20 protein-coding genes and 2 pseudogenes are annotated in these 20,450 nt (G+C 73.6%); 7 read left to right on the top strand and 15 right to left on the bottom strand.

Annotation, left to right across the window (positions count from 1 at the left end; translation table 11 throughout):
- Positions 1-85: 85 nt before the first annotated feature.
- Together K7862_RS24990 and K7862_RS24985 are read right to left on the bottom strand one after the other, a co-directional pair.
- Positions 86-1,417 carry a copper amine oxidase gene (locus tag K7862_RS24990; protein WP_222966346.1) on the bottom strand — a complete coding sequence of 444 codons (1,332 nt, stop codon included), beginning with the start codon at positions 1,415-1,417 and terminating at the stop codon, positions 86-88.
- An 87-nt stretch (positions 1,418-1,504) separates the two neighbouring features.
- On the bottom strand, positions 1,505-2,329 hold the full coding sequence (locus K7862_RS24985; protein WP_222966344.1) for a Tat pathway signal sequence domain protein: 825 nt from the start codon (positions 2,327-2,329) through the stop codon (positions 1,505-1,507).
- 353 nt (positions 2,330-2,682) lie between these two features.
- Here K7862_RS24985 and K7862_RS24980 point away from each other — a divergent pair, with 353 nt between their 5' ends.
- Positions 2,683-3,309: a YceI family protein gene (locus tag K7862_RS24980; RefSeq protein WP_222966342.1), complete on the top strand. Its 627-nt coding sequence runs from the start codon at positions 2,683-2,685 to the stop codon at positions 3,307-3,309.
- 87 nt (positions 3,310-3,396) lie between these two features.
- Here the strand turns inward: K7862_RS24980 and K7862_RS24975 are convergent, their stop codons facing one another.
- The 8 genes from K7862_RS24975 to K7862_RS24940 form a co-directional block, all read right to left on the bottom strand.
- The gene (locus K7862_RS24975) at positions 3,397-3,861 is read right to left on the bottom strand and encodes a hypothetical protein (protein WP_222966340.1); all 465 of its coding nucleotides are present in this window, start codon (positions 3,859-3,861) and stop codon (positions 3,397-3,399) included.
- Between the two features lie 260 nt (positions 3,862-4,121).
- Complete coding sequence (locus tag K7862_RS24970) at positions 4,122-5,300, bottom strand: UDP-N-acetylglucosamine--N-acetylmuramyl-(pentapeptide) pyrophosphoryl-undecaprenol N-acetylglucosamine transferase (protein WP_222966338.1); 1,179 nt, start codon at positions 5,298-5,300, stop codon at positions 4,122-4,124.
- A 78-nt stretch (positions 5,301-5,378) separates the two neighbouring features.
- Positions 5,379-5,735 (bottom strand): cell wall-active antibiotics response protein, encoded by a 357-nt coding sequence (locus K7862_RS24965; protein WP_222966336.1) that lies wholly within the window; start codon positions 5,733-5,735, stop codon positions 5,379-5,381.
- Positions 5,736-5,864: 129 nt separating this feature from the next.
- Positions 5,865-6,530, bottom strand: coding sequence for a Type 1 glutamine amidotransferase-like domain-containing protein (locus tag K7862_RS24960; protein ID WP_222966334.1), 666 nt, complete (start codon positions 6,528-6,530; stop codon positions 5,865-5,867).
- A 103-nt stretch (positions 6,531-6,633) separates the two neighbouring features.
- Positions 6,634-7,521 carry an aminoglycoside phosphotransferase family protein gene (locus tag K7862_RS24955; protein ID WP_372461665.1) on the bottom strand — a complete coding sequence of 296 codons (888 nt, stop codon included), beginning with the start codon at positions 7,519-7,521 and terminating at the stop codon, positions 6,634-6,636.
- 68 nt (positions 7,522-7,589) lie between these two features.
- Complete coding sequence (locus K7862_RS24950) at positions 7,590-8,900, bottom strand: MFS transporter (RefSeq protein ID WP_308012165.1); 1,311 nt, start codon at positions 8,898-8,900, stop codon at positions 7,590-7,592.
- 301 nt (positions 8,901-9,201) lie between these two features.
- Positions 9,202-10,026, bottom strand: coding sequence for a hypothetical protein (locus tag K7862_RS24945; RefSeq protein WP_222966332.1), 825 nt, complete (start codon positions 10,024-10,026; stop codon positions 9,202-9,204).
- A gap of 91 nt (positions 10,027-10,117) precedes the next feature.
- Positions 10,118-11,020 carry a LysR family transcriptional regulator gene (locus K7862_RS24940; protein WP_222966309.1) on the bottom strand — a complete coding sequence of 301 codons (903 nt, stop codon included), beginning with the start codon at positions 11,018-11,020 and terminating at the stop codon, positions 10,118-10,120.
- Positions 11,021-11,102: 82 nt separating this feature from the next.
- Between K7862_RS24940 and K7862_RS24935 the strand changes: the two genes are divergently transcribed.
- The 5 genes from K7862_RS24935 to K7862_RS24915 all read left to right on the top strand — a co-directional run bounded on the left by K7862_RS24935 (position 11,103) and on the right by K7862_RS24915 (position 15,925).
- Positions 11,103-12,065, top strand: coding sequence for a DMT family transporter (locus K7862_RS24935; RefSeq protein WP_222966307.1), 963 nt, complete (start codon positions 11,103-11,105; stop codon positions 12,063-12,065).
- A 538-nt stretch (positions 12,066-12,603) separates the two neighbouring features.
- Entirely contained in the window at positions 12,604-14,553 is a 1,950-nt protein-coding gene (locus K7862_RS24930) for an N-acetylmuramoyl-L-alanine amidase (protein ID WP_222966305.1), read from the top strand.
- Positions 14,554-14,740: 187 nt separating this feature from the next.
- The gene (locus K7862_RS24925; protein ID WP_222966303.1) at positions 14,741-14,992 is read left to right on the top strand and encodes a hypothetical protein; all 252 of its coding nucleotides are present in this window, start codon (positions 14,741-14,743) and stop codon (positions 14,990-14,992) included.
- Positions 14,989-15,324, top strand: coding sequence for a hypothetical protein (locus K7862_RS24920; RefSeq protein ID WP_222966301.1), 336 nt, complete (start codon positions 14,989-14,991; stop codon positions 15,322-15,324). Before K7862_RS24925 ends, K7862_RS24920 begins: the two co-directional genes overlap by 4 nt.
- Positions 15,325-15,397: 73 nt before the next feature.
- Positions 15,398-15,925: a hypothetical protein gene (locus K7862_RS24915; protein WP_222966299.1), complete on the top strand. Its 528-nt coding sequence runs from the start codon at positions 15,398-15,400 to the stop codon at positions 15,923-15,925.
- Between the two features lie 10 nt (positions 15,926-15,935).
- On the opposite strand, the gene K7862_RS24910 is transcribed toward K7862_RS24915, so the two are convergent.
- Together K7862_RS24910 and K7862_RS24905 are read right to left on the bottom strand one after the other, a co-directional pair.
- The gene (locus K7862_RS24910; protein ID WP_262413753.1) at positions 15,936-16,673 is read right to left on the bottom strand and encodes a flavodoxin family protein; all 738 of its coding nucleotides are present in this window, start codon (positions 16,671-16,673) and stop codon (positions 15,936-15,938) included.
- Between the two features lie 225 nt (positions 16,674-16,898).
- Positions 16,899-17,470, bottom strand: a pseudogene (locus K7862_RS24905) (phytanoyl-CoA dioxygenase family protein); the annotation flags it as partial.
- Between K7862_RS24905 and K7862_RS24900 the strand changes: the two are divergent.
- Positions 17,463-17,936: pseudogene (locus K7862_RS24900) on the top strand (substrate-binding domain-containing protein); the annotation flags it as partial. The pseudogenes K7862_RS24905 and K7862_RS24900 overlap by 8 nt on opposite strands.
- 132 nt (positions 17,937-18,068) lie before the next feature.
- Here the strand turns inward: K7862_RS24900 and K7862_RS24895 are convergent.
- The 3 genes from K7862_RS24895 to K7862_RS24885 all read right to left on the bottom strand — a co-directional run bounded on the left by K7862_RS24895 (position 18,069) and on the right by K7862_RS24885 (position 20,248).
- Positions 18,069-18,683: a dihydrofolate reductase family protein gene (locus K7862_RS24895; RefSeq protein WP_222966297.1), complete on the bottom strand. Its 615-nt coding sequence runs from the start codon at positions 18,681-18,683 to the stop codon at positions 18,069-18,071.
- 116 nt (positions 18,684-18,799) lie between these two features.
- Complete coding sequence (locus K7862_RS24890) at positions 18,800-19,357, bottom strand: GNAT family N-acetyltransferase (RefSeq protein WP_222966295.1); 558 nt, start codon at positions 19,355-19,357, stop codon at positions 18,800-18,802.
- 39 nt (positions 19,358-19,396) lie between these two features.
- Entirely contained in the window at positions 19,397-20,248 is an 852-nt protein-coding gene (locus K7862_RS24885; RefSeq protein WP_222966293.1) for a DMT family transporter, read from the bottom strand.
- Positions 20,249-20,450: the final 202 nt, after the last annotated feature.

Raw genomic sequence — 20,450 nt, 5'->3', positions numbered from 1 at the left:
CGGGCCGGTCCCGGTGGACGGCCCCGCGCCCCGGCCGGGTCGCCGGCGGGGCGCGGGGTGGGACCGGGGAGGGGAAAGGGACGGATCAGTGCCCCTGCCCGTTGTTGCCGGACAGCGCGTCGGGCGTGAGCGGGCTCATCGCGGTGGCGTCGCGGGGGACGAGCTGGAAACCCTGCCAGTGCATGGGCATCGGGCTCTGGTCCTCGTCGCGCGGGACGTGGTGGAAGCCGACGTTGACCCACATCACCGGGTGGGTGAGGGTCTCGCCGTTCGTCCATCTGTCGACCGACGTGCCGCGCCCGGCGCACGCGGGGTCGCTGTTGCCGCTGGCCAGTTGCTCGCAGGCCCGGTACTGCGCGAAGTACACGTCCTTCGAGGTGTAGACGTGGGCGTCGTAGTGGTCGGAGTGCTGCTGGACGAGCTCCCAGGACCGCGGGTGCAGGTCGCTGTTGCGGCCCGCCGTGGACACCACCCGCCACCAGCGGCGCAACGCCGAGGTGGCGGCCAGCTCCTTGGTGACCGGCGTCATCGCCGTCCTCAGGATCGCCGAACCGCTGCCCCGGCCCGCCTTCTTGGTGTCGTACTGCTCGACCTTGGCCCTGGACGAGCCGTCCAGGGCGAAGTCCAGCCGCCAGAAGACGGAGTGGTAGTGACTGGTGGCCCGGTCGTGGTCGCCCTTGCCGATCGGCCAGCCGGTGCCCTCGCCGCTGTAGTCGCTCGGCGAGAGGTCCCCGGTGGCGCCGACCTTGGCGGTGATGGTGCCGTCGTCGGAGAAGTTCCACTGCGTCACGTACTCGTACCAGCCGAGCTGGGAGACGGAGAAGACCACGAGGTCGCTGCCCTGCGCGGTGTACTTCTTCGGGTTGCCGGCGGCGTCGTAGTCGTCGCTGCGGTAGGCGTAGCCGTGGGGGGCGGTGGTGACGCACAGCGCCCTGACGTTCTGCTCCTGCCCCGGGACGTACGCGGAACTGATGGTGCCGCCGGGGCACTCGGAAGGGCCGATGTCGACGGCGGTGTTGCCGAAGCCGATGTCCGACAGGTCGTTGTACTCCACCGACCCGGAGTCATAGGGGACGTCGACCTGGGCGAGTGCCGCCGAGGCCAGCACGGCGATCGGCTTCGGCTCCTTCTTCGGCTGGTAGGCGATCTTCTCCAGGACCAGCCCCTTGGTGCCGCTGATCCGCCAGCACATGGTCCATGTGGTGCCGCTGGGCAGCGTCCTGGTGATGGGCCGCGCGGTGCCGCAGGTGGCCGCCGCGGGAGGGGCCGGCGTCGTGGTGGCGCGGGTGGACGGCCCCGTCGCGGCCGCGCGTGGGGCGGCCGCCGCGCGGCCGGTCATGGCCCCGGTGAACAGGGCGGGCAGCAGCAGGAACGCCGAGGCCGCGCCGAACGCGCGGTGGGCGGTGAGGATACGCATGATTGCCTGGTTCTCCGCTCTCGTGGATCCGGCTCAGGGATCCGGCTGGATGGTTCCGGCTCTGGGATCCGGCTCAGTGGGTCCGGCTCAGTGGATCCGGCCGACGGTGCGGTCGCTGAGGTCGATGACGTAGTCCGTCGTGTCGATCCAGGGACCGTTCCCGACCTGGGTGAAGAGCCGGACGCAGCGGTTGGTCCCGCACTTGTCCAGGCCGGCGGGCGCGGACTGCTCACCCGTGCTGAAGGACATGCCGCGCAGCCGGAGCTGGTCGGGCGAGGTGAGGGTCCGGCCCTTCGTGGCGGCGCTGAAGTCGGTCCGCAGTCCCTGGCCGAGGGGATCCTTGATGAGCAGCGCGGCCGCCTGCCGGGTCTCGTCCCGGGACGGCGGCGGCTGGACGCCGGTCGCCGTGTCGGTGCGTTCCACCGTCCCGGTGTCCAGGTTCACGGTCTGCTTCACGAGCCGGTCGTGCCCGTAGTCGTAGGACAGCACCTCGACGCGGCGCGGGCCGCCGGGCGCGTCGTCCGGCGGGTCCACCAGATCGGTGTCCAAATACTCCGCGCCCTGGGTGCCCTCCGCGGTGCGGAAATCCCGCGGTGTGCCGTGGCTCAGCGCGATGGACCTCGCCCGGTCGACCTCGGCCTTGGTCAGTGGCCCGTCCCCGGTCTGCGGTCCCTGCGGCGCGGCGTCCTCGGTCACGGCGGCGCTGCCGGCGGCGCCGTGCCCCGGCCGTGCCGCGGAGGCGGTGCCGTCCGAGCCGCCGCCGTGCGCCGAGGCACCCCGCGGCAGCGTGACGGCGATCATCGCGACGGTGGCCGCGACGGCTGTTGCGGCGCCCCACAGCGCCCGCCTGAGCGTGCGTGCCCTCGCTCCGTCCTGCTGTCCGGAACGGTGGTCTTCCCCCTGCTCTGTCACCTGTGACTCCCCTGTGTGTGGTGCGGTCACTGAGGCAGATGCGGACGAGGCCCCCGGGGTTGTCCCGGTTCCGTCACACGCGCGGGACGCCAACCTCCCTTCGGGAAGCCGGAGTTGAGGACCACACCGAGGACTCCCCGCCGAGGGGCCGCCGACACCCTGGGTCGGGCGCCCCGCACCGTCCGTCGCCGCGCGGACCCGGTCGCCTGGGTCACATCCGGTCGGACGAGGAGCCCGGGGACAGCGCAGGGCGTGACCGACGTCACGCGAATCGGGCATATCCGATGGAATGGGGCGAGCCGGGATGTGGTTGAGCGGTAAACCAACCCACCCCGTCCCCCAGGGAGCATGACATGGGCCTCTTCAACCGCAAGACCACCGCCGCCGCCCCGGCGACCCCGGCACCCGCCGCCGCTGCCACGGCCACGGCCACCGCCGACCTCACGCACCTGACCGGTGACTACGTCATCGACACGACGCACAGCGAGATCGGCTTCTCGGCGCGGCACGCGATGGTGACCACCATCCGCGGACGCTTCACCGGCTACGAGGGCACGCTGCATCTCGACGGCGCCAACCCCGCCGCCTCCTCCGCGGCGCTCACCATCCAGGTCGCCAGCATCGACACCGCGCTGGCGGCGCGCGACGAGCACCTGCGCAACGGCGACTTCTTCGCGGCGGACGAGTTCCCCGAGATCACCTTCCGCAGCACGGGTGCCGAGCAGGTCGACGACGAGACCTACCGGATGCACGGCGACCTCACGGTCAAGGGCATCTCCCGGCCCGTCTCGATCGACCTCACGCTCAACGGTCAGGTCACCGACCCGTACGGCAACGTCCGCGTCGGTTTCGACGGCTCCGCCACCGTCAGCCGTGGTGACTGGGGTCTGACCTACAACGCGGCCCTGGAGGGCGGCGGCGTCCTGATCAGCGACAAGGTCAAGCTCACCTTCGACATCTCCGCGGTCAAGCAGGCCTGACCCGGTTCCGCCGAAGCAGTACGGCCCGGCGGCGGCGCGAAGACGCACCGCCGCCGGGCCGTGTGCTGTGGCCCCCCGGTCCCGGGGTCACTCCCGGGGGTGGTCCTCGTCGTCCGGCGACGGGACCGGCGGCGCGGCCGGGGCGGCCCGGGTGTCCGACTGGGCACAGGGCGTCGACCAGCCCTCGTCGTGACGCGCCCACTCCCCGTGCCGGTCGAAGCCGCAGTCCCGCAGCTTGCGGTCGACCTCGACCGGCGGCCGGCCGCCGTGCGGCTCACGCCCGGACACCGTGACGACGACGGAGTCGACCTCGCCACGGTCAGGGTGATCGTTCAGGCTCTCCACGGCGAGATGCCACTGCCCGTTCGCGTACTCCACCCGCGCCCGGTACGGCGGCACGCCCCGGTGGTCCGCCATCGCCGCGTCCGCCCGGTCGCCTTCGGGCGCCGCTTCGTCCGCGGCCCGCTCCCCCGGTTCACCCCCGGGGTCCCATCCGGCGTCCGCCGGCGGCGCAGGGCGCTCGGGCGCGGCATGGGATACGGGCTCGGCCACGGCGATCTCCTTCTGGTCCGGTCAGCAGACCGTGTGCCCACCCTTACGACCCGCATGCGCGGCCATCGGGCTGGGCCCGGATCCGATGAGCGCGCGCGAGCCCGACGTGCGTCAGCCGAGGAGCCGCCGTCCGGAGCCGGTCAGGTGATCAGCCCCGCCGTGGTGACAACGCGCCGTCGGCGACGCCGAGACCCCTCTGCCGGGAAACCGAGGACCGGCCGCTCCACCCCGCACGCTCCAGGCCGCCCGCCCCGTGCGCCTCAGCGCGCCGCCGCGGACAGCAGCACGTCCACGAGGCGGTCCGCCGCGTCCGGGCGGCCGTGGGCGCGGGCCCGCTCGGCCATGGCGGCGCGGCGCGCCGGGTCGTTCAGCAGCGGACCGGCGGCCTGGACCAGGGTCTCGGGCGTCGGGTCGCCGACCAGGGCGACGGCCGCGCCGGCCTCCTCCAGGTGCCGCGCGTTGTGCGTCTGCTCGTTGCCCGCGGACGTGGCCAGCGGGACGAACACCGCCGGCTTGCCCAGCGCCGTCAGCTCGGCGAGCGTCCCCGCGCCGCTGCGGGAGATCACCACGTCGGCCAGCGCCAGGACGTCGGGCAGTTCGCCGCTGACGAACCCGGTGAGGTGGTAGCGGGCGGCCAGATCCGGCCGCAGGGCCGCCGCGGCGTGCCGCAGGGCGTCGACATTCGCCGGCCCCGCCTGGTGGATGACGTTCGCCCGTTCCAGCAGCCACGGCAGCGCGCCCTGCACGAGCTGGTTGATCTGCTGCGAGCCCTGCGCGCCGCCGGTGACGTAGACGGTGGGCAGCCGCCGGTCGAAGCCGTGCAGCCCCAGCCCGTGGACGGCCTTGTCGGCGTGACCGGTCAGGACCTCCGGGCGCACGGGGTTGCCGGTCACCACCGCGATGTTCCGCACCGCTTCCGGCAGCAGGAGCAGGGAGGACTCCGACGAGACCGCGATGCGGGTCGCCGAGCCGGCCAGTTTCCGGTTCGCCAGTCCGAGCCGGACGGTCTGCTCGTGCAGCACGAGCGGCGCCTTGCACATCCGGGCCGCCATGCCTGCCGGAACGGCCACGTAGCCGCCGGTGGCGAGCACCACGTCGGGCCGGAAGTCGGCGACGATCCTGCGGGCCTGCACCACGCCGAGCGGCACCCGGGCCATGTCCCGGACGTTCGCGGGCGAGACCATCCTCAGCGGGTTGCTGGCACGGCGGATCTTGCCGGTGGCGACCGTGGTGAACGCGATGCCCTCGGCCGGGGCGACGCGCGCCTCCAGGCCCTCGGGGGTGCCGATCCACAGCACGTCGAGCGCTCCGCCGTCGGCCGCCAGGCGGGCCTGGAGCGTTCTGATCGCGGTGAGCGCGGGGTACGTGTGGCCGCCCGTACCTCCCCCGGTGACGATCAGGCGGAAGGGACGCGAGGCGGCAGCGGCAGCACTATTCACCCACCGCACCCTACTGGCTCGGGCCCCTCCGCCCGGACGCACCGGCCGCCGCCCTCGCGACGGCCGGCCGCGGCGGCGTCACGCGCGGGTGACGGAGACGCCGCCGAGCAGCCCCCACGCGTCGACGCGGACCGTCGGGCCGCCCTCGCGGGTCGGGCCGTCGTCCTTCACCCCGCCGAGGCGGATGCCGTGCACCTCCACGACGACGTCCGCGCGGACCTTGAGGCGGACGCCGCCGATCAGGCTCAGCTTGGTGATGCGCAGCTCCGCGCCGTCCGGGATGTCGACGTCCGTGAGGTCGACGTCGGCCCCTCCGATGAGGGACGCGGTGATCGTGCGCTCGTGCAGGGTCGCGTCGCCGCCGAGTCGGTGACCGCCTATCAGGCTGACCTTGACGTCGGTCTTCTCCGGGCTGCTGGCGTCTGTCTTCGTCATGGGAAGAAGGTACGGCCGCCGCCGAGCGGTCCCCCAGTGCACGGCGTCCACCCTTTCGCATGACACATGTCATGGTCCCGGCAGCGCGGCGCGAGGAAGGCGCGCGACGCGTGCCGGGGTTCCGGGTCTTCAGGGGGTGAACAGCCGCCAGTTCCCCTCGGAGATCACGTCGACGGCGCCGTCGACCACGGTGAGCGCGGTCTGGTCGTCGAGGGCGTACCCCGGTACCGAGAGGGCGGCCGCCCACTGTTCGGCGTCGGCCATGGAGTTCTCCGGCAGGTCGGGGTGGTCCAGATGCGGGAACATCGCGAAGTCGACGACACCCAGGCCCGCGTCGCCGCCCGCCGGCGGTTTCCAGCCGACGAACTCCTCCCCGACCTGCGGGGCCATCGCCATGCTGCCGCCGCTCACCCCGAGGTAGACGGTGTCGCGCAGCGACGGGAAGAGGTCGGCCAGCCCGGACTCGCGCATCCAGTGGGCCAGGTACAGCGCGTCGCCGCCGCCCACCAGCAGGGCGTCCGTCTCCTGGACCAGGGGCACCCAGAGGTCGGCGTCGAGGCTGGGCAGTGCGGTGAGTTCCAGCACGCCCAGCGACTTCCAGCCCAGGTCGGACATGGGGGTGCTGGCACGTCCGCTGATCTGCCGCCAGGCCGCTCCCGGGCCGCCGCTCATCGCGTACGCCGCCGTGGGAACGCAGAGCGCCGTGCACTCCTCGATCCTTTTGCCCAGGAGGTCGACCAGCGTCGTGCGGATGCTCGCGTTCTTGACGCCGGCGGAAGTGAGGAGAAGCTTCATCGTGCCCGCCCTGTTCGGATCGTCGCCTGCCCGGCGCACCGGACCTTGTGTGCACCCTAGGGGGCGTCACTGACAGAGCGGGGCGCCCGGGCCGGGGCGCGGGTCAGCCGGTGGCCAGCACCCGTTCCAGCGTGGCGTACCCCGCCGGCTCCCAGGTCGGCTTGCCGCCGGGCAGACCGAGTCTGCCGTTGCGCCCGATGACGATGAGGTTCAGGGCGCGCAGAACGGCCCAGCCCCGGGCCCGGGTGAAGGTGGCCTGGTCGGCGCGCCCGTAGGCGTCGAAGAACCGGCCCACCGTGCCGGCGGGCAGCAGGATCCAGGCGGCCGACAGGTCCGTCGCGGGGTCGCCTCCGCACATCTCGCCGAAGTCGACGACCCCGGCGAGCGTCCCGTCCCGCACGACGACGTTCGCCGGGTGCAGGTCACCGTGGAGCCACATGGGCGCGTCCTGCCAGGCCGGCGCCGCGAGGGCCTTCTGCCACACCGCCCGCGCCGCGTCGGCGTCGGGGTGGTCCGGGAGGACGTCGTCGAACCAGCCGTCGACGCCGTGCAGGCCGGCCAGCGGGATGCCGCGCGACGGATTGACCGGGGCGTCGGCGGGGGCGCGGTGGTGCAGGGCCGCAAGGAACGCCGCGAGGAGGCCGGCCGCCCCGACGCGGGTGACCGGCGCGCGGTCGGCCGGGACGCCCTGGACCCAGCGCGCGATCGTCCAGGTGTGCTCGAACAGGCTGGAGGGTCGGCCCTCCCGTACCGGTGTGGGTGTCGGCAGCGGCAGACGTCCGGCGAGCGCCGGAAGCCACGTCCGCTCGGTCTCCAGCAGCGCCGGCGCACGCTCGGTACGCGGCAGGCGAACGGCCAACTCGTCACCGAGACGCCACAGCTGGTTGTCCCAGCCGCCGTCGACGGCACGCAGCTCCAGATCCGCGAGATCCGGATGCTGGTCCCGCAGCAGCGCCCGCACGAGGTCCTGGTCATACGTCAACGCGTCCACCGACGATCTCCGATCACTGGCCGGGCAGGCACGCTAGCACCGGCGGACGTGGCGGGCGGCGCGAGGCGTCACGCGGACCGGGCCGGGGCCTCGGGCGGGCTCGGCAGCGTCCGTCCCAGCCGGGCCAGCGGGGACAGGGCCATCAGCACCGGCGACAGCAGCATGCCCGCGGCGGTCGCCAGGAGGCTGGGGCGCGTCCCGCACTCCCCCGCGAGGAAGCCGCCGAGCAGCGAGCCGAGCGGGGCCGTCCCCATGCCGACGAAGGTGATCGTCGCGGCCGCCCGGCCCTGCATCCCGTCCGGCGTGACGGTCTGCCGGACGGCCATGATCGTGACGTTCACCAGCTGCCCGAGGGTCCCGAACACGACGTTGATCGCGACGAGTTCGGGCACCGTCACCGCCGGGGGGCCGTGCAGCGCGGGCACCAGCAGGAAGGCTCCGTCGCCGAGGGCCGCCGCGGACACGAGCACCAGGCCGTGCCCGAAGCGGCCCGGCAGGCGGGCGGCGAGGAGCGAGCCCAGCAGGGCGCCCGGCCCCGGCGCCGCGAGTGCCAGGCCGACCGCGGCGCCGGGCAGGTGCAGATCCCGCGGCAGGAACAGCAGGTAGACGGTCATCGTCGCCGCGAAGAACAGCTGGAAGGCGGCGGACGCGAGGCACACCGTCCGCAGGGACGGGTCACCGGCGACGAAGCGCAGACCCTCGCGGATCTGCCGCCGGACAGGCGGGCGGCGGGGCTCGGTGCGCGGGTGTTCCGGGACGGCCTCGGGGCGGGCGATCCGCCGGATCGACAGGAACGACAGCGCGAAGAACACCGCACTGGAGGCGAGGGCGACGGGCGCCGACAGCGCGGAGACCAGCAGGCCGCCGAGGGCGGGACCGCCGATCTGCGCGGCGGACCGGCTGCCCTCGAGCGCGCTGTTGGCGCCCACCAACTGGTCGCGCCTCACCAGCCGCACCAGGGAAGCCTGGTACGCCACGTCGAAGAACACCGACAGCGACCCCACGACGAAGGCGACCGTGAACAGCGCCGGCAGCCCGAGCGCGCCGAGGAGTCCGGCCACGGCGGCCGCGCCCAGCACGAGCGCCCGGCCCGCGTCCATCACCACCATCAGCAGGCGGGTCCGCCACCGGTCGACCCACGCGCCGGCGAAGAGCGACAGCAGCAGGATCGGCGCCTGTCCCACCGCGCGCAGCGCCCCGAGCCGGCCGGCCCCGGCGTCCAGCGTCAGCACGGCGAAGAGCGGCACCACCACCAGGGTTGTCTGCTCGCCCAGCTGGGAGACCGTCTGGCCGAGCCAGAGCCGGCGGAAGTCGCCGTCCCGCCGCAGGCGTGCCGGGTCTGCTCGCCCCGGACGGGACGCGGGTTCGGCGGATTGCACGGATTCAGCGGAGGCACGGCGCGGCACGAAAACCCCTGGAACGGCCGAGGACGGAACCGCCGCCCGATGTCCGTCGGTTGCGCCGACGGTGGCGGGCGGCGGGAAGGGAAGGTTCGGTGCCGCGTATCTCAGGCAGCACACGATGACGGGCCGTTCACGGCCGCGGACGTCAACGTGTGCTCGGACGACCGGGCATGTCCTCGCTCCTCGGGGGGTCACATGCTGCGGGCCCACCCTAGCTCCGGCCCCGAGCGGGCCCCAAGCCTTTTTGGCGGGGCAACCATGAGCCGCGCCCCGGAACTCAGCCCGGAATATCGGGAGATGACGGCCGGACACACACTCCGGCAGCGCGCGCACGGCGGGCCCAGGACCCGGGCGGGTCCCCGACCACGGTGACGTGCGCGCCCTGCCCGGCCAGTTGCAGGATCAGCGGCCACGCCAGGTCCGCCAGGATCCGGGGGTCGCCGTCGAGCGCACGGGCCCAGTCGTCCAGATCGACCGTGATCGCGCCCTGTGGCGGTTCCACGGTCACGGACGGGCCTGCCCCGTGGCCGCTGTCCAGCACCAGGCGCCGGTTGGCCGCGAGCAGGTCGACGGGGCGCGGTCGCCGTCCGCTTCCGCCGCCGGTGAGGGCTCCCGCGACGGCCCGTCCGGCGCTGCGGGTGACGTCGGCCAGGTCGTCCATGGTCGGCGCCACGAAGTACCCGTCGATGTCGCTGTCGAGGATCCCGCTGATGGGGCCGCGGAAGTCGGCGCCGTAGCCGTCGTCGGTGAACTCGGTGGCGAGCAGGCGGGCTTGGGGGAAGCGCCGGCGCAGCATGCCGAGCAGCAGGGCGCTGCTGGGTGGCACGAGCACGATGTCGGCGTCCGGTCCGGCGCGGCGGATGTCGACGACGATGTGACCGGGGCCGAGGCGCTGGGCGAGGGCTTCACGGGCGGATCGCCGGAGTTCGATGGCCGTGACGACGACGACCGGCCGGATTCTGGTGGCCTCGCCGGTCAGCGGCTCGCTCGGGCCCACGTCGTTCCTGGTGGCGGGAAGCGCGGGCCCGCCGGGCGTGCCGGGCGGGCCCGGCCGGCGGGCTTCGGGCGGGTCCGCGTGGTCTCGCTGCTCGTCGGAAGCCATGGCGTCCAAGACGCGGCCCGCAGCGGGACCGGTTCCTGACGGCCCGGCCGACGGCCGGCCGCTGCTGCCGGCCCGGCGGGCGCGGCGGTGGTCAGCCGCGGTCCCGGATCGTCGCGGCGGCCCGGTGGAGTTCGGCGAGGACGGTGCGGACGGCCCTGCGGGCGGTGCGTTCGGGCCGGTGGAGGACGTCGATGTGGCGCCGGGCGTGCACCCCGCTCAGCGGCCGGAGGACGACGTCGGGGTGCGGGCGCGTGGTCCAGCGGGGCATCAGCGCCAGTCCGCCGCCGGTGGCCACGGCCTCGGCGACCACCGCGAAGTCGTTGATCCGGTGGACGACGTGGAGCCGGCGGTCGGCGACGCTGCCGATGGCCTCGATGGTGGCCATCAGCGGGAATCCGTCGTGGACGGCGATCCACGGCTGGTCCGCCACGTCGCGCGGGGTCAGCCGCGGCTTCGCCGCGAGGCGGTGACCGGCCGGAAGGGCGACGTCGAGGGGTTCGTGCAGCAGCGTGCCGGCGGTGACCGTGCGCGGCCAGGGCGGGGCGTGGTCGAGGCGGTGTGCGAGGACCAGGTCGTGGTCGCGGGTCAGGGCGGGGAAGCGGTCCTGGGCGACGTCCTCGTCGGCGAGCGCGAGGCGGGGGCTGTCGTCGCCGTCGAGGGAGCGGAGCAGCAGCGGGAAGAAGGCGGAGGCGGCGCTGTGGAAGGCGGCCAGCGACACGGCTCCGTCGGCCCGCTCGGCGAAGTCGGTGACGGTGTGGCGGGCCCGGGCCAGGGCGCTCTCCACCTCGATGGCGGCCGCGGCCAGGGCCTGTCCGGCGTCGGTCAGCACCACGCGGCGTCCGGCGCGTTCGGTGAGGGGGACGGGGATCGAGCGCTGCAGCAGCCGCAGTTGCTGCGAGATCGCGGAGGGGGTCACGTGCAGGGCCTCGGCGACCGCGCTGACGCTGCCGAGGTCTCCCAGTTCGCGCAGGATGCGCAGCTGCCGTTCGTCCACCCCCGACAGTGTAGGGCTGCTACACCGTCGGTTTAGATGTTGGTCCTGGCCTTCAAGGTCCGTGGTGGTGCAGCGTAGGAGCATGCAGCTTGCCCGCCGCACGGATGCGGTTCTTCTTCTGGTCGCGCTGGCCTGGGGGTCCAGTTACCTCGCCGCCAAGACCGCCACCGCCGCGCTCCCGGTGCTGACCGTGCTGTTCGCCCGGTACGCGATCTCCGCGCTCGCGTGCGGCGCCCTGGTCGTCTCCCGCCGCCGGACGCACGGGCCGTCCCGGCACCGGACCCGCGGCTGGACGCGCGACGAGGTCCGGCTCGGCGCCCTGCTGGGCGTCACCCAGGCGGCGGTACTCATCCTGGAGACCTATGGGGTGGCGCACACCAGCGCCGCCAACGCCGGTCTGATCATCAGCCTGACCATCGTGCTGACGCCGCTGCTGGACCGCACCGGCGACCGCCGCCTGCCGTGGACGTTCTTCCTGGCCGCCGGCGTGTGCGTACTGGCCGTCGGACTGCTCACGTCCAGCACCGGGTTCCACGCGCCGCGGCTCGGGGACGTGCTGGTGCTGGCCGCCGCCGTGGTCCGGGCCGGGCACGTCGCGCTGGTCGGGCGGCTGACGGCGGGCCGTGCCGTCGACCCGCTCCATCTGACGACCGCGCAGACCGTCGTCGGCTCGGCGCTGTTCCTGGCGCCCGCGGCCGCCCACACGTCCGTACTCGTCCACAGCACTGCCGCGACCTGGCTCCAATTGGTCTATCTCGCCCTGTTCTGCAGCGTGTTCGCGTTCGTCGCCCAGACGTGGGCGGTGCAGGGCACCTCCGCCAGCCGTGCCAGCCTGCTCCTGGGCACCGAACCGATCTGGGCCGTCGCCATCGGCATCACGCTCGGCGGCGAGCGGCTCACCTGGTGGGCCACCCTCGGCGCCGTCCTGATGATCGCCGGCACCTACTGGGGCCAGTCCATCGAACGCACCCACCGCGCCACGCCTCCGGCCGCCCCGGCCGTCCGGGACCAGCGCCCCCTCATGACCCCCACCGGCAGCCCGTGACCGCGCGGCAACGGATTTCCGCCGCGGCCCGACACACCACCGGGCATCCTCCGACCGGTTTGCTCTCAGCTGGAAGGCGCCGGCTTTCACCCGCGGGCGGCCGCATCACCGAACTCCCCACTCGGCATTCCGATTGCCGCCCCGATGTCTGGAATGCCAGGCGATTTCACGGCAGCGGGAACGAATGCCGCACCGGCGTGGAAAAGGCGGTTGGTTGCGAGGCGATGAACCCGATGATCTACTTGCACGCTGAAGTGGATGCCGCAGGTGGCGGCCGTCCATGACCACGATGCGGACAGGTCGCCCGGCCGGCAGCCGACCTGACGCATCGCCAACCCGGTTGCGAACAGCGTGTGTTGGGCTGGTGAAACCCGGCCTTTCCACCCGGAGGACACACCCCGGCGTTTGGTCTAGATGACCGGTCGTATTAGTGTGACGGAAGGTCGAGGTCCACGCCCTGCGCGTCCCTGACGGCGACCCGGTGCGCGGAGAACCCGGCCTTCCCTTACTTGTGAACTCCCCCCGAAGGATCAGCATCTTGCACAAAAGGAAAACGCGGCGCCGCCGTCTGTCCATCGCCATAGCGATGGGGACGCTGGCCGCGGGCGGCTTCGCCGTCCTGCCGATCACCGCCCAGGCCCATACGACGAACGGCGCCGCGAGCACCTCCGACACCGCCCGCCAGCAGGAGTTCACCTCCGCGGCCGCGGAGTACCACATCCCGGCGGATGTGCTGCTCGGCGTGGCGTACCAGGAGTCGGCGTGGGACGCGCACGGCGCCCAGGCCAGCACCGACGGCGGCTACGGCCCCATGCACCTGACCGACGTGACCCCGGCCATGATGGCGGGCGGCGACGCCGGCGCCGCCGGGCGCAGCGACCTGAAGTCGCTGGCCGCGGACCCGGCGTTGCACACCCTGCAGGCGGCCGCCAAGCTGACCGGCCTGTCCGAGGACACGCTCCGCAAGGACCCCGCGGCGAACATCCGCGGCGGCGCGGCCCTGCTGGCGTCGTACGAGAAGCAGGTCACCGGTGGCACCCCGGCGGACGCCGCCCAGTGGTACGGCGCCGTCGCGCGCTACAGCCAGTCCCCGCAGAAGCAGGGCGCGTCGAGCTTCGCCGACCGCGTCTTCGGCACGATCCGCGGCGGCGCCGGCACGACGACCGAGGACGGCCAGCGGGTCCGGCTGAACGCCGCGCCGTCGCTGCGTCCGGCCACCGCCCAGGTGGACCGGCTGCACCTGAAGGCGTCCGCGGCCACCGACACCGAGTGCCCGCCCATCGTGCAGTGCACGTTCGCCGCGGGTTCCCCCGCGGGCGTCCAGGTCTCCGACCGCCCGGCCAACGGCATCAAGATCGACACCATCGTCATCCACGACCTCGAGGGCTCGTACGACGCCGGTGTGGCGGGGCTCGCCAACCCGTCGAACGGCGTGGCGACCCACTACGTCATGCGCTCCTCGGACGGCGCGGTGACGCAGATGGTGCCCACCAAGGACATCGCCTTCCACGCGGGCAACTACTCCACGAACCTCCACTCGATCGGCATCGAGCACGAGGGCTACGCCGCGCACGGCGGGACCTGGTACACCGAGGCGCAGTACCAGGCCACGGCCTACCTCGTCAAGTACCTGTCCGTGCGGTTCGGCATCCCGCTGGACCGCCAGCACATCATCGGGCACGACGACGTGGCCGGGCCGGCCTCCGCGTACGTCTCGGGGATGCACTGGGACCCGGGACCGCAGTGGGACTGGGACCACTTCATGCGGCTGCTCGGCGCTCCGCTGTCCGGGGTGCGCGGCGCCGCGCCCGTCGGCTCGGTCGTGACCATCGACCCGGCCTTCGACACCAACCAGCAGACCGTGCAGATCTGCCCGGCCGACGACCCGACGGGCGCGACGACGGCGTGCACCGAGCAGCAGCAGACGTCGAACTTCGTGTACCTGCGCACCGCGCCGGACGCCTCGGCCCCGCTCTTCGGCGACCAGGCGATCCACGGCACCGGCAGCGGCACCGACCGGATCAGCGACTGGGGCAGCACGGCCGAGGCCGGGCAGCAGTTCGTCGTCGCCGACCAGCAGGGCGACTGGACCGCGATCTGGTACAGCGGCGCGAAGGTGTGGTTCTTCAACCCCGGCGGCCAGAACACCAAGCAGGCCTACGGTGTGAAGACCGTCCAGAGCGCGGGCACCGCTCCGGTGGCCGTCTACGGTTCGAGCTACCCGGACGCCTCCGAGTACCCGGCCGGCCTGGGCGCCTCGACGCAGGCCCCGCTGAACATGTACAGCCTGCCCGCCGGGCAGGCGTACGTCGCCACGCAGCCGCCGTTCGCGACGGTGGACTACTTCAAGTCCAGCGGCACGGTCGTCACCGGCGCGAAGACGATGTACACGATCCAGTTCAACCACCGTGTGGCGCTGGTGTACTCGGGTGACGTGACCGCGACCCCGGTGACCAGGCACTGGGTGGACGGCGGTTCCCGGAAGTGACGGCGCGGGCCTGGGCGCGCCCCTGACGCGCGCCCAGGCCCGACCACCCCACCGTGAAGCCGGTCATCCCACCGTAGATCGGCCCGCGACCCTCTGGGAGGTCCTGCCGTTACCCGGAAGAGCGGTAACTGCGCCCCGCGGGGGAAGCCGACCGTCAACGGACCTCGGAACGAGGGGAGTTGCGGTCATGGGCCGGATCAACGACATGCTCACCCGCCATCAGTGGCTCCAGTTCGCGATCGGCTGGGTGCTGGCCGCCGGCATCGTGCTGCTGGTCTTTCCGGGCAGATCCCCGGTCGCGACGTTGTTACGCGTGGTGCTCTACTCGGCCGTCGCCATCGGCATGGCCGTCACACGCCGCCGCCGGGAGAAGGCCGCCGCCGGGAGAAGGCCGCCGCCGGGGGCTCGGCGGACGACCTGGTCACGCTCAACCACATGATCCGCAAGGGGCAGGTGCCGACCGACCCGGCGCGGCGCGACGCGATGCGCGACCTGGTCGACCAGCGACTGCACCGGACCCGGCACCGCAAGACCGCCCTGGTGGTCATGGCCGTCCTGCTGACCGCCGTCGCGGCGTCCACGTTCTTCACGACGTCCCCGCCGCGCGCTGCCGCCTACTGCGTGTTCTCCGCGGCCTCCTTCGCCTATCTGGTCGTCGTCGGCGGCGCGGCCCTGCACCGGCTGCGCCGGCTGCGCGACTCCCTCGGCGCGACCGCACAGGGCACGGACCGGGCGGCGGCCGGGAACCACTCCGCGCGCCACGCGGCCTGACACTCCCCGCACCGGCGCGGGGCCGGCAGGGGGGCGGTGCTCCGTCCGCCCCGATATGCGGCATGATGCACAGATGACCCGGAACGCCCCACGTCCGACCCGGAACACCCCGCGTCCGCAGCTACGCCGGACGGCCGCCGCAGCTCTGCTGCTCGCGGCACTGGCCACGGCCTGCTCCCAGCCCGCGGCGCGGCACGCCGACCCGGGGACCCCCACTTCCGCCGCGCAGCCGGGACAGCTCCTCGTCCGGACCGGCGACATCGATCTGAGCGTCACCCACGCCACCGCTCACCTCGACGCCTCGGGCAGCGGCACGCTGACCCTGACGCTCCACAACGGCGGCGACGCACCGGAGCACCTGGGCATGGTCGCCACCTCCGGCGGGGCCCGCGGCACCCTCAGCGGCGACTCGGGCAAGGGCGACGGCTCGCTCAGCAGCGCGGGGATCCTCGTGCGCCCCGGCGGGACCGTCACGATCGGCGGTCACGGCCCCCAGATCCGGCTGACCGGGGTCCACGCGGCCTCCGCGACCCTGCCGCTGGCCCTCGAGTTCGGCATCGCCGGACTGGTCCACCTCGACGCGGTCGTCCAGAAGGCCTGACCGCCGCCCCTCAGCGGTGCTCGGGGTTCTCCGCGTCCCGGTGGCAGCCGGCGTCCCAGGTCGTGCGCTGGTTGCCGTGGGCGGGGATGCCGCCGGCGTCCTTCAGCATGCGGGCGAGGTGGAGCAGGTTCCAGGTCATGAACGTCGTGTTGCGGTTGGTGAACTCGTTCTCCGGTCCGCCCGAGTCGGCGTCGAGGTAGGACGGTCCCGGGCCGGCCGCGCCGATCCAGCCGGCGTCGGCCTGCGGCGGGATGACGTAGCCGAGATGCTGCAGGCTGTAGAGGATGTTCATGGCGCAGTGCTTCACGCCGTCCTCGTTGCCGGTGACCAGGCAGCCGCCGACCCGGCCGTAGAAGGCGTACTGGCCGCGGTCGTTGAGCAGGCTGGAGCAGGCGTAGAGCCGTTCGACGACCTTCTTGGTGACCGAGCTGTTGTCGCCGAGCCAGATCGGGCCGGCCACCACCAGGATGTCGGCCGCCATGACCTGCTCGTACAGTGCCGGCCAGGCGTCGCTCTCCCAGCCGTGCTCGGTCATGTCCGGCCAGACGCCGGTCGCGATGTCGAGATCCACGGCCCGCACCACCTCCACGCCCACGCCCTGCGCCCGCAGGATGCGGGCACTGCGGTCGATCAGGCCCTGGGTGTGGCTGCGCTCGGGCGACCGCTTCAAGGTGCAGTTGAGGTACAGGGCGCGCAGGTCGTCGTAGCGGGCCGGTGGCGTGTCGGGGGCGGCGGAGGGGGTCGACAAGGGGTGCTCCTTTGCCGGGGGTGGGCGGGCGGTTCCTCGGGCCATCGTGCGGGCCGGGTCTCCGCCGCCGCGGCCGTGGCGCGGCCGCGCGGCGAAGACCACCCGCTCGGCCGTACCGGGCTGACGGGCGGTCAGCCCTCCCGGCAGGCGGGCGCCCGGCGGGTCTCCCCCGGACGCCGCGTCCGCCGACCGCCGGTGCACCGCCCGGTCGGCGGCGGAGCGGCAGGCGTCCCCCATGACGAGCCCCTCGATGGTGTGTTTCTGCGTCAACGGCGTGAGGTGCCCGACGACGGGACAGCGCAGGTGCGCGCGGATCCGTTCGGGCAGGGACTGCCAGTAGCCGCAGGTGACGGCCATGTCGTGGTGGCCGTCGTTGCCCGCGCCCGGCGCGTCGACGCCGAGGACCAGGACCGGGCGGGCCTTCGCCGAGCGGTTCGCCGTGCCCCGGTGGATCGTCGGGGCCGACCGCACCGAGAGGTCGCCGCGCCGGGGGGAAGGGTGCGCACCGCCGCGGCCGCGTACCGCGGAAAGCTGTCGCGCGGCGGGAACATGGCGTGCTCGAGGTCCTCACCGGACTCCCACTGCGTGCCCGGGGCGATCTCGAACGGCCCCATGTCCTCCTCGGTGTCGACGCCGGTGAGGTTGAACGCCAGCGAGGTCAGCCGCCGCTCGCTCCAGGTGGCCTCGGGTGAGGGGAAGTCGCGGTGCCACGGCTGGTTGACCGCCCCCGGGAAGGGGATGTCGAAGCCGAGCTCGACGATGCGGTAGCCGGGACCCAGCACCGCCTCGCTGACCGCCAACGTCGCGGCGGCCCGCGGGGCCACCGGCCGTATCGTCGCACCGGGCCGCCGCCGGATCGCCGCCGTGGGCGCCCAGCCCCAGCTGCACAACGGAACCGCCGAGCTGCGCCTGCGGGGATACCGGGAGGCGCCGGCCGCCGCCGGGCCGCCCGGCGACCCGCGGCCCGTGGCGGACGTGGCGTCCCTGCACCGCGCGGAGGGGCTGCGGGCGGCGGGCGCCCTGCTGGACGCCCGCGACCGGCCGGACGCGGTGTTCTGCTTCAGCGACGAGCTGGCCCTGGGAGTGCTGCGCGCCGCCTACGAACGCGGTCTGTGCGTCCCGCAGGACCTCGCCGTGGTGGGCTTCGACGACATCGAGTACGGCCGCTTCGCCACCCCCGCCCTCACCACCGTCTCCCCCGACAAGGCGGAGATCGCCACGCTGGCGGTGCAGTGCCTGGCCGACCGGGTCTACGGCCGCCTCGGCCGCCTCCCCGCCCGCCGCCTGACCGCCCGCCACCGACTGCTCCCCCGCGAGAGCTCCGCCCTCTGCCCTCTCCTCCGCCGGCCGCCGGGGTCAAAGGCACGGCCCGTACCGGCCCGGCCCGCGTTGCCGTCACAGGACGTCGTAGACCAGGTGCGTGGCGGTCGATGTCGCGGTCACGCTCCGCTGGACGAGGGTGCGCGGCACCGCGCCGGTGAACAGCGCTGTCCCGGAGCCGAGGACGACGGGCGCGAGGTGCAGGGAGAGCTGGTCGACCAGGCCGGCGTCGAGGGCGGAGGCGATCGTGGCGCCCCCGCCCATGAGGACGACGTCCAGGTCCTTGCCGCTCGCCGACGACGCGGACTCGGCGCGTTCGCGCGCCGCGGCGACGGCGTCGCCCAGCCCGGTGGTGACGAACGTCCAGTCGAGGTCGGTGAGCCGCACCGACTGCGGCGGCGCGCTCGTCACGACGACGAACGCGGGCTTGCCGACCTCGTTCGCGCCGTAGCCGGTGGTGTCGTCCCAGCCGTTCGGCCCGTCGACGAGGTCGAAGAGCCGCCGGCCCAGGACGACGGCGCCGGAGCGGGCCGTGGCCTCGCCCAGGAGTCTGCGGTCCACGGGGTCCTCGGAGAAGGCCCAGGTGTGCAGGGCCTCGCCGCCCGTGCCCAGGCCGTTGTCCGGGCCGGGCGCGGGTCCGGTGACGAAGCCGTCGAGGGAGACCGAGATGTCAGCGATGATGCGCGTCATGCACGGCAGACCGCGCGGGCGTCCCGGACTCATCGCTCGCACCGCCGGAAGACGTCCGGGAGGGCGTGCCGGACGACGCGCAGGGTGACGCGCCGGACGACGCCGTGGGGGCCGCTCTAGAGGGCGGGACGGTCGTTGAGGATGCGCTGGAACAGCACGTGGTCGCGCCAGGCCCCGTTGATGTGCAGGTACCGGGGTGCGACACCGATCCGCTCGAAACCGGCCTTGGCCAGGACGCGCTGGGAGCCGGCGTTGTCCAGCAGGGTGCCGGCCTCGAGCCGGTGCAGGCCCAGTTCCTCGTCGGCGACGCGGCAGGCGTACCGTGCGGCGAGGGTCGCCAGGCCGCGTCCGCCGAGTTCCCGGTCGATCCAGTACCCGAGGTAGGCGCTGCGGAACGGCCCCCCGGAGATGGTCGACAAGGTGGCGGTGCCGACGATCCGGTCGCCCTCGGTGAGCACCCACGGCAGCGCCTGGCCGTCCTCGCGGAGCCGCAGTTGCTGCCCGATCCGTGCCTTCTGGCCCTCGGGGGTGAAGAACACCTCGGCCCGGTTCGGCTCCCACGGTCTGAGGTGGTCCCGGTTGCGGACGTACGCCTCCGCGAGCGGGCCGGCATCGGTTTCCTCGACGGGACGGATGCGTATCTCACCGGACAGGACGGCGTCGGCGTCGAACATCCGCACAGCATAGACAACGCCGGCCGCCGGTTCCCGGCGCTACGCCGGGCGGCCGTCGGCCGACCTGATGGCGGGGATGGCGCGGGTGAGCAGGAGGACGCCCGCACACATCAGCGCCAGGCCCAGGATCTCGGGCACCAGCCACCACCCCGTGCGCACGGTCTCCTGGAACACGGTGACGCCCAGCACCAGACTCACCAGGGCGTCGCCGATGGTGAGCGCCGGCTGGGAGGCGGCCAGCGGGCCGGCCTGCAGGGCGTTCTCCAGCAGCAGGACCGCGGCGATGCCGGTGATCGCGAAGCCGTAGGTCTGCCACGCGCTGAGGAACGCGCCGATGCCGTGGTCGGAGAAGGTCGTGGTCGCGGACTTCAGGAGCGCGGCGGTCGTCGCGTTGCCGACGGCGGCGGCCGCGCCGAGGGCCACCGCCCGCAGTTGCGGGGAACAGCGGGTCCGGGCGACGACCACGGCCGCGCCCATCAGGCCGTAGCAGACGACGAGCGCCGGGATCCAGCGGCTGAGCGGGGCCTGGGCGCCGCCGCCGTGGGGGGCCGCGGACGCGAGCAGCACCCCGAGGCCGGCGACGACGGCCCCCACGCCGTACCAGCCCTCGGCCGGGATGCTGCGGTGCAGCAGCCGGCCGACGATCATCAGGGCGAAGGGCAGTTCCAGGACGAACAGCGGCTGCACGAGCGCGATGGGCCCGTTCAGCAGCGCCAGTGCCTGGAACAGCGCAGCGCCCATCACGCCGAGGACGCCGATCGTCCAGGCGGGACGGCGCATGAGCATCAGGAGGAAGTGCAGGCCGCCGCCCTGTTTGAGCGTGGAAGCGGCTTCGCGCTGGAAGGCGGTTCCGGTCGCGTTGCTCGCGGCACCGAGCACACCGAAGACCACCGCGAGTACGCCCGTGACGACCTCCTTCCACGATGCCGGCGCAGCCTGCCGGAAACGGACCGTGGCGCGTTACCGGCCGGGACGGTTCGCTGGCATCCTTCCCGAAACGCGGCGCCGGACCAAGCAGGCCGCACCGCATTTCGGTGCGCCGGAATCGGCTGCTGCCCGGACGTGCCGGGGGTGGGATTCCCGCTCAGGCCGG

This window comes from Actinacidiphila acidipaludis (assembly GCF_019890725.1).
Taxonomy (GTDB): domain Bacteria; phylum Actinomycetota; class Actinomycetes; order Streptomycetales; family Streptomycetaceae; genus Actinacidiphila; species Actinacidiphila acidipaludis.
The sequence above is the reverse complement of the archived record's forward strand: the minus strand, read 5'-3'. Positions and strand labels throughout refer to the sequence as shown.

Bases quoted from the DNA above. Each gene is read 5' to 3' on its own strand.
- K7862_RS24915 (WP_222966299.1), top strand. From the start codon at position 15,398: ATGACCCGGAACGCCCCACGTCCGACCCGGAACACCCCGCGTCCGCAG.
- K7862_RS24965 (WP_222966336.1), bottom strand. From the start codon at position 5,735: ATGACGAAGACAGACGCCAGCAGCCCGGAGAAGACCGACGTCAAGGTC.
- K7862_RS24935 (WP_222966307.1), top strand. From the start codon at position 11,103: ATGCAGCTTGCCCGCCGCACGGATGCGGTTCTTCTTCTGGTCGCGCTG.
- K7862_RS24980 (WP_222966342.1), top strand. From the start codon at position 2,683: ATGGGCCTCTTCAACCGCAAGACCACCGCCGCCGCCCCGGCGACCCCG.
- K7862_RS24920 (WP_222966301.1), top strand. From the start codon at position 14,989: ATGATCCGCAAGGGGCAGGTGCCGACCGACCCGGCGCGGCGCGACGCG.
- K7862_RS24890 (WP_222966295.1), bottom strand. From the start codon at position 19,357: ATGTTCGACGCCGACGCCGTCCTGTCCGGTGAGATACGCATCCGTCCC.
- K7862_RS24990 (WP_222966346.1), bottom strand. From the start codon at position 1,417: ATGCGTATCCTCACCGCCCACCGCGCGTTCGGCGCGGCCTCGGCGTTC.
- K7862_RS24945 (WP_222966332.1), bottom strand. From the start codon at position 10,026: ATGGCTTCCGACGAGCAGCGAGACCACGCGGACCCGCCCGAAGCCCGC.
- K7862_RS24960 (WP_222966334.1), bottom strand. From the start codon at position 6,530: ATGAAGCTTCTCCTCACTTCCGCCGGCGTCAAGAACGCGAGCATCCGC.
- K7862_RS24925 (WP_222966303.1), top strand. From the start codon at position 14,741: ATGGGCCGGATCAACGACATGCTCACCCGCCATCAGTGGCTCCAGTTC.
- K7862_RS24895 (WP_222966297.1), bottom strand. From the start codon at position 18,683: ATGACGCGCATCATCGCTGACATCTCGGTCTCCCTCGACGGCTTCGTC.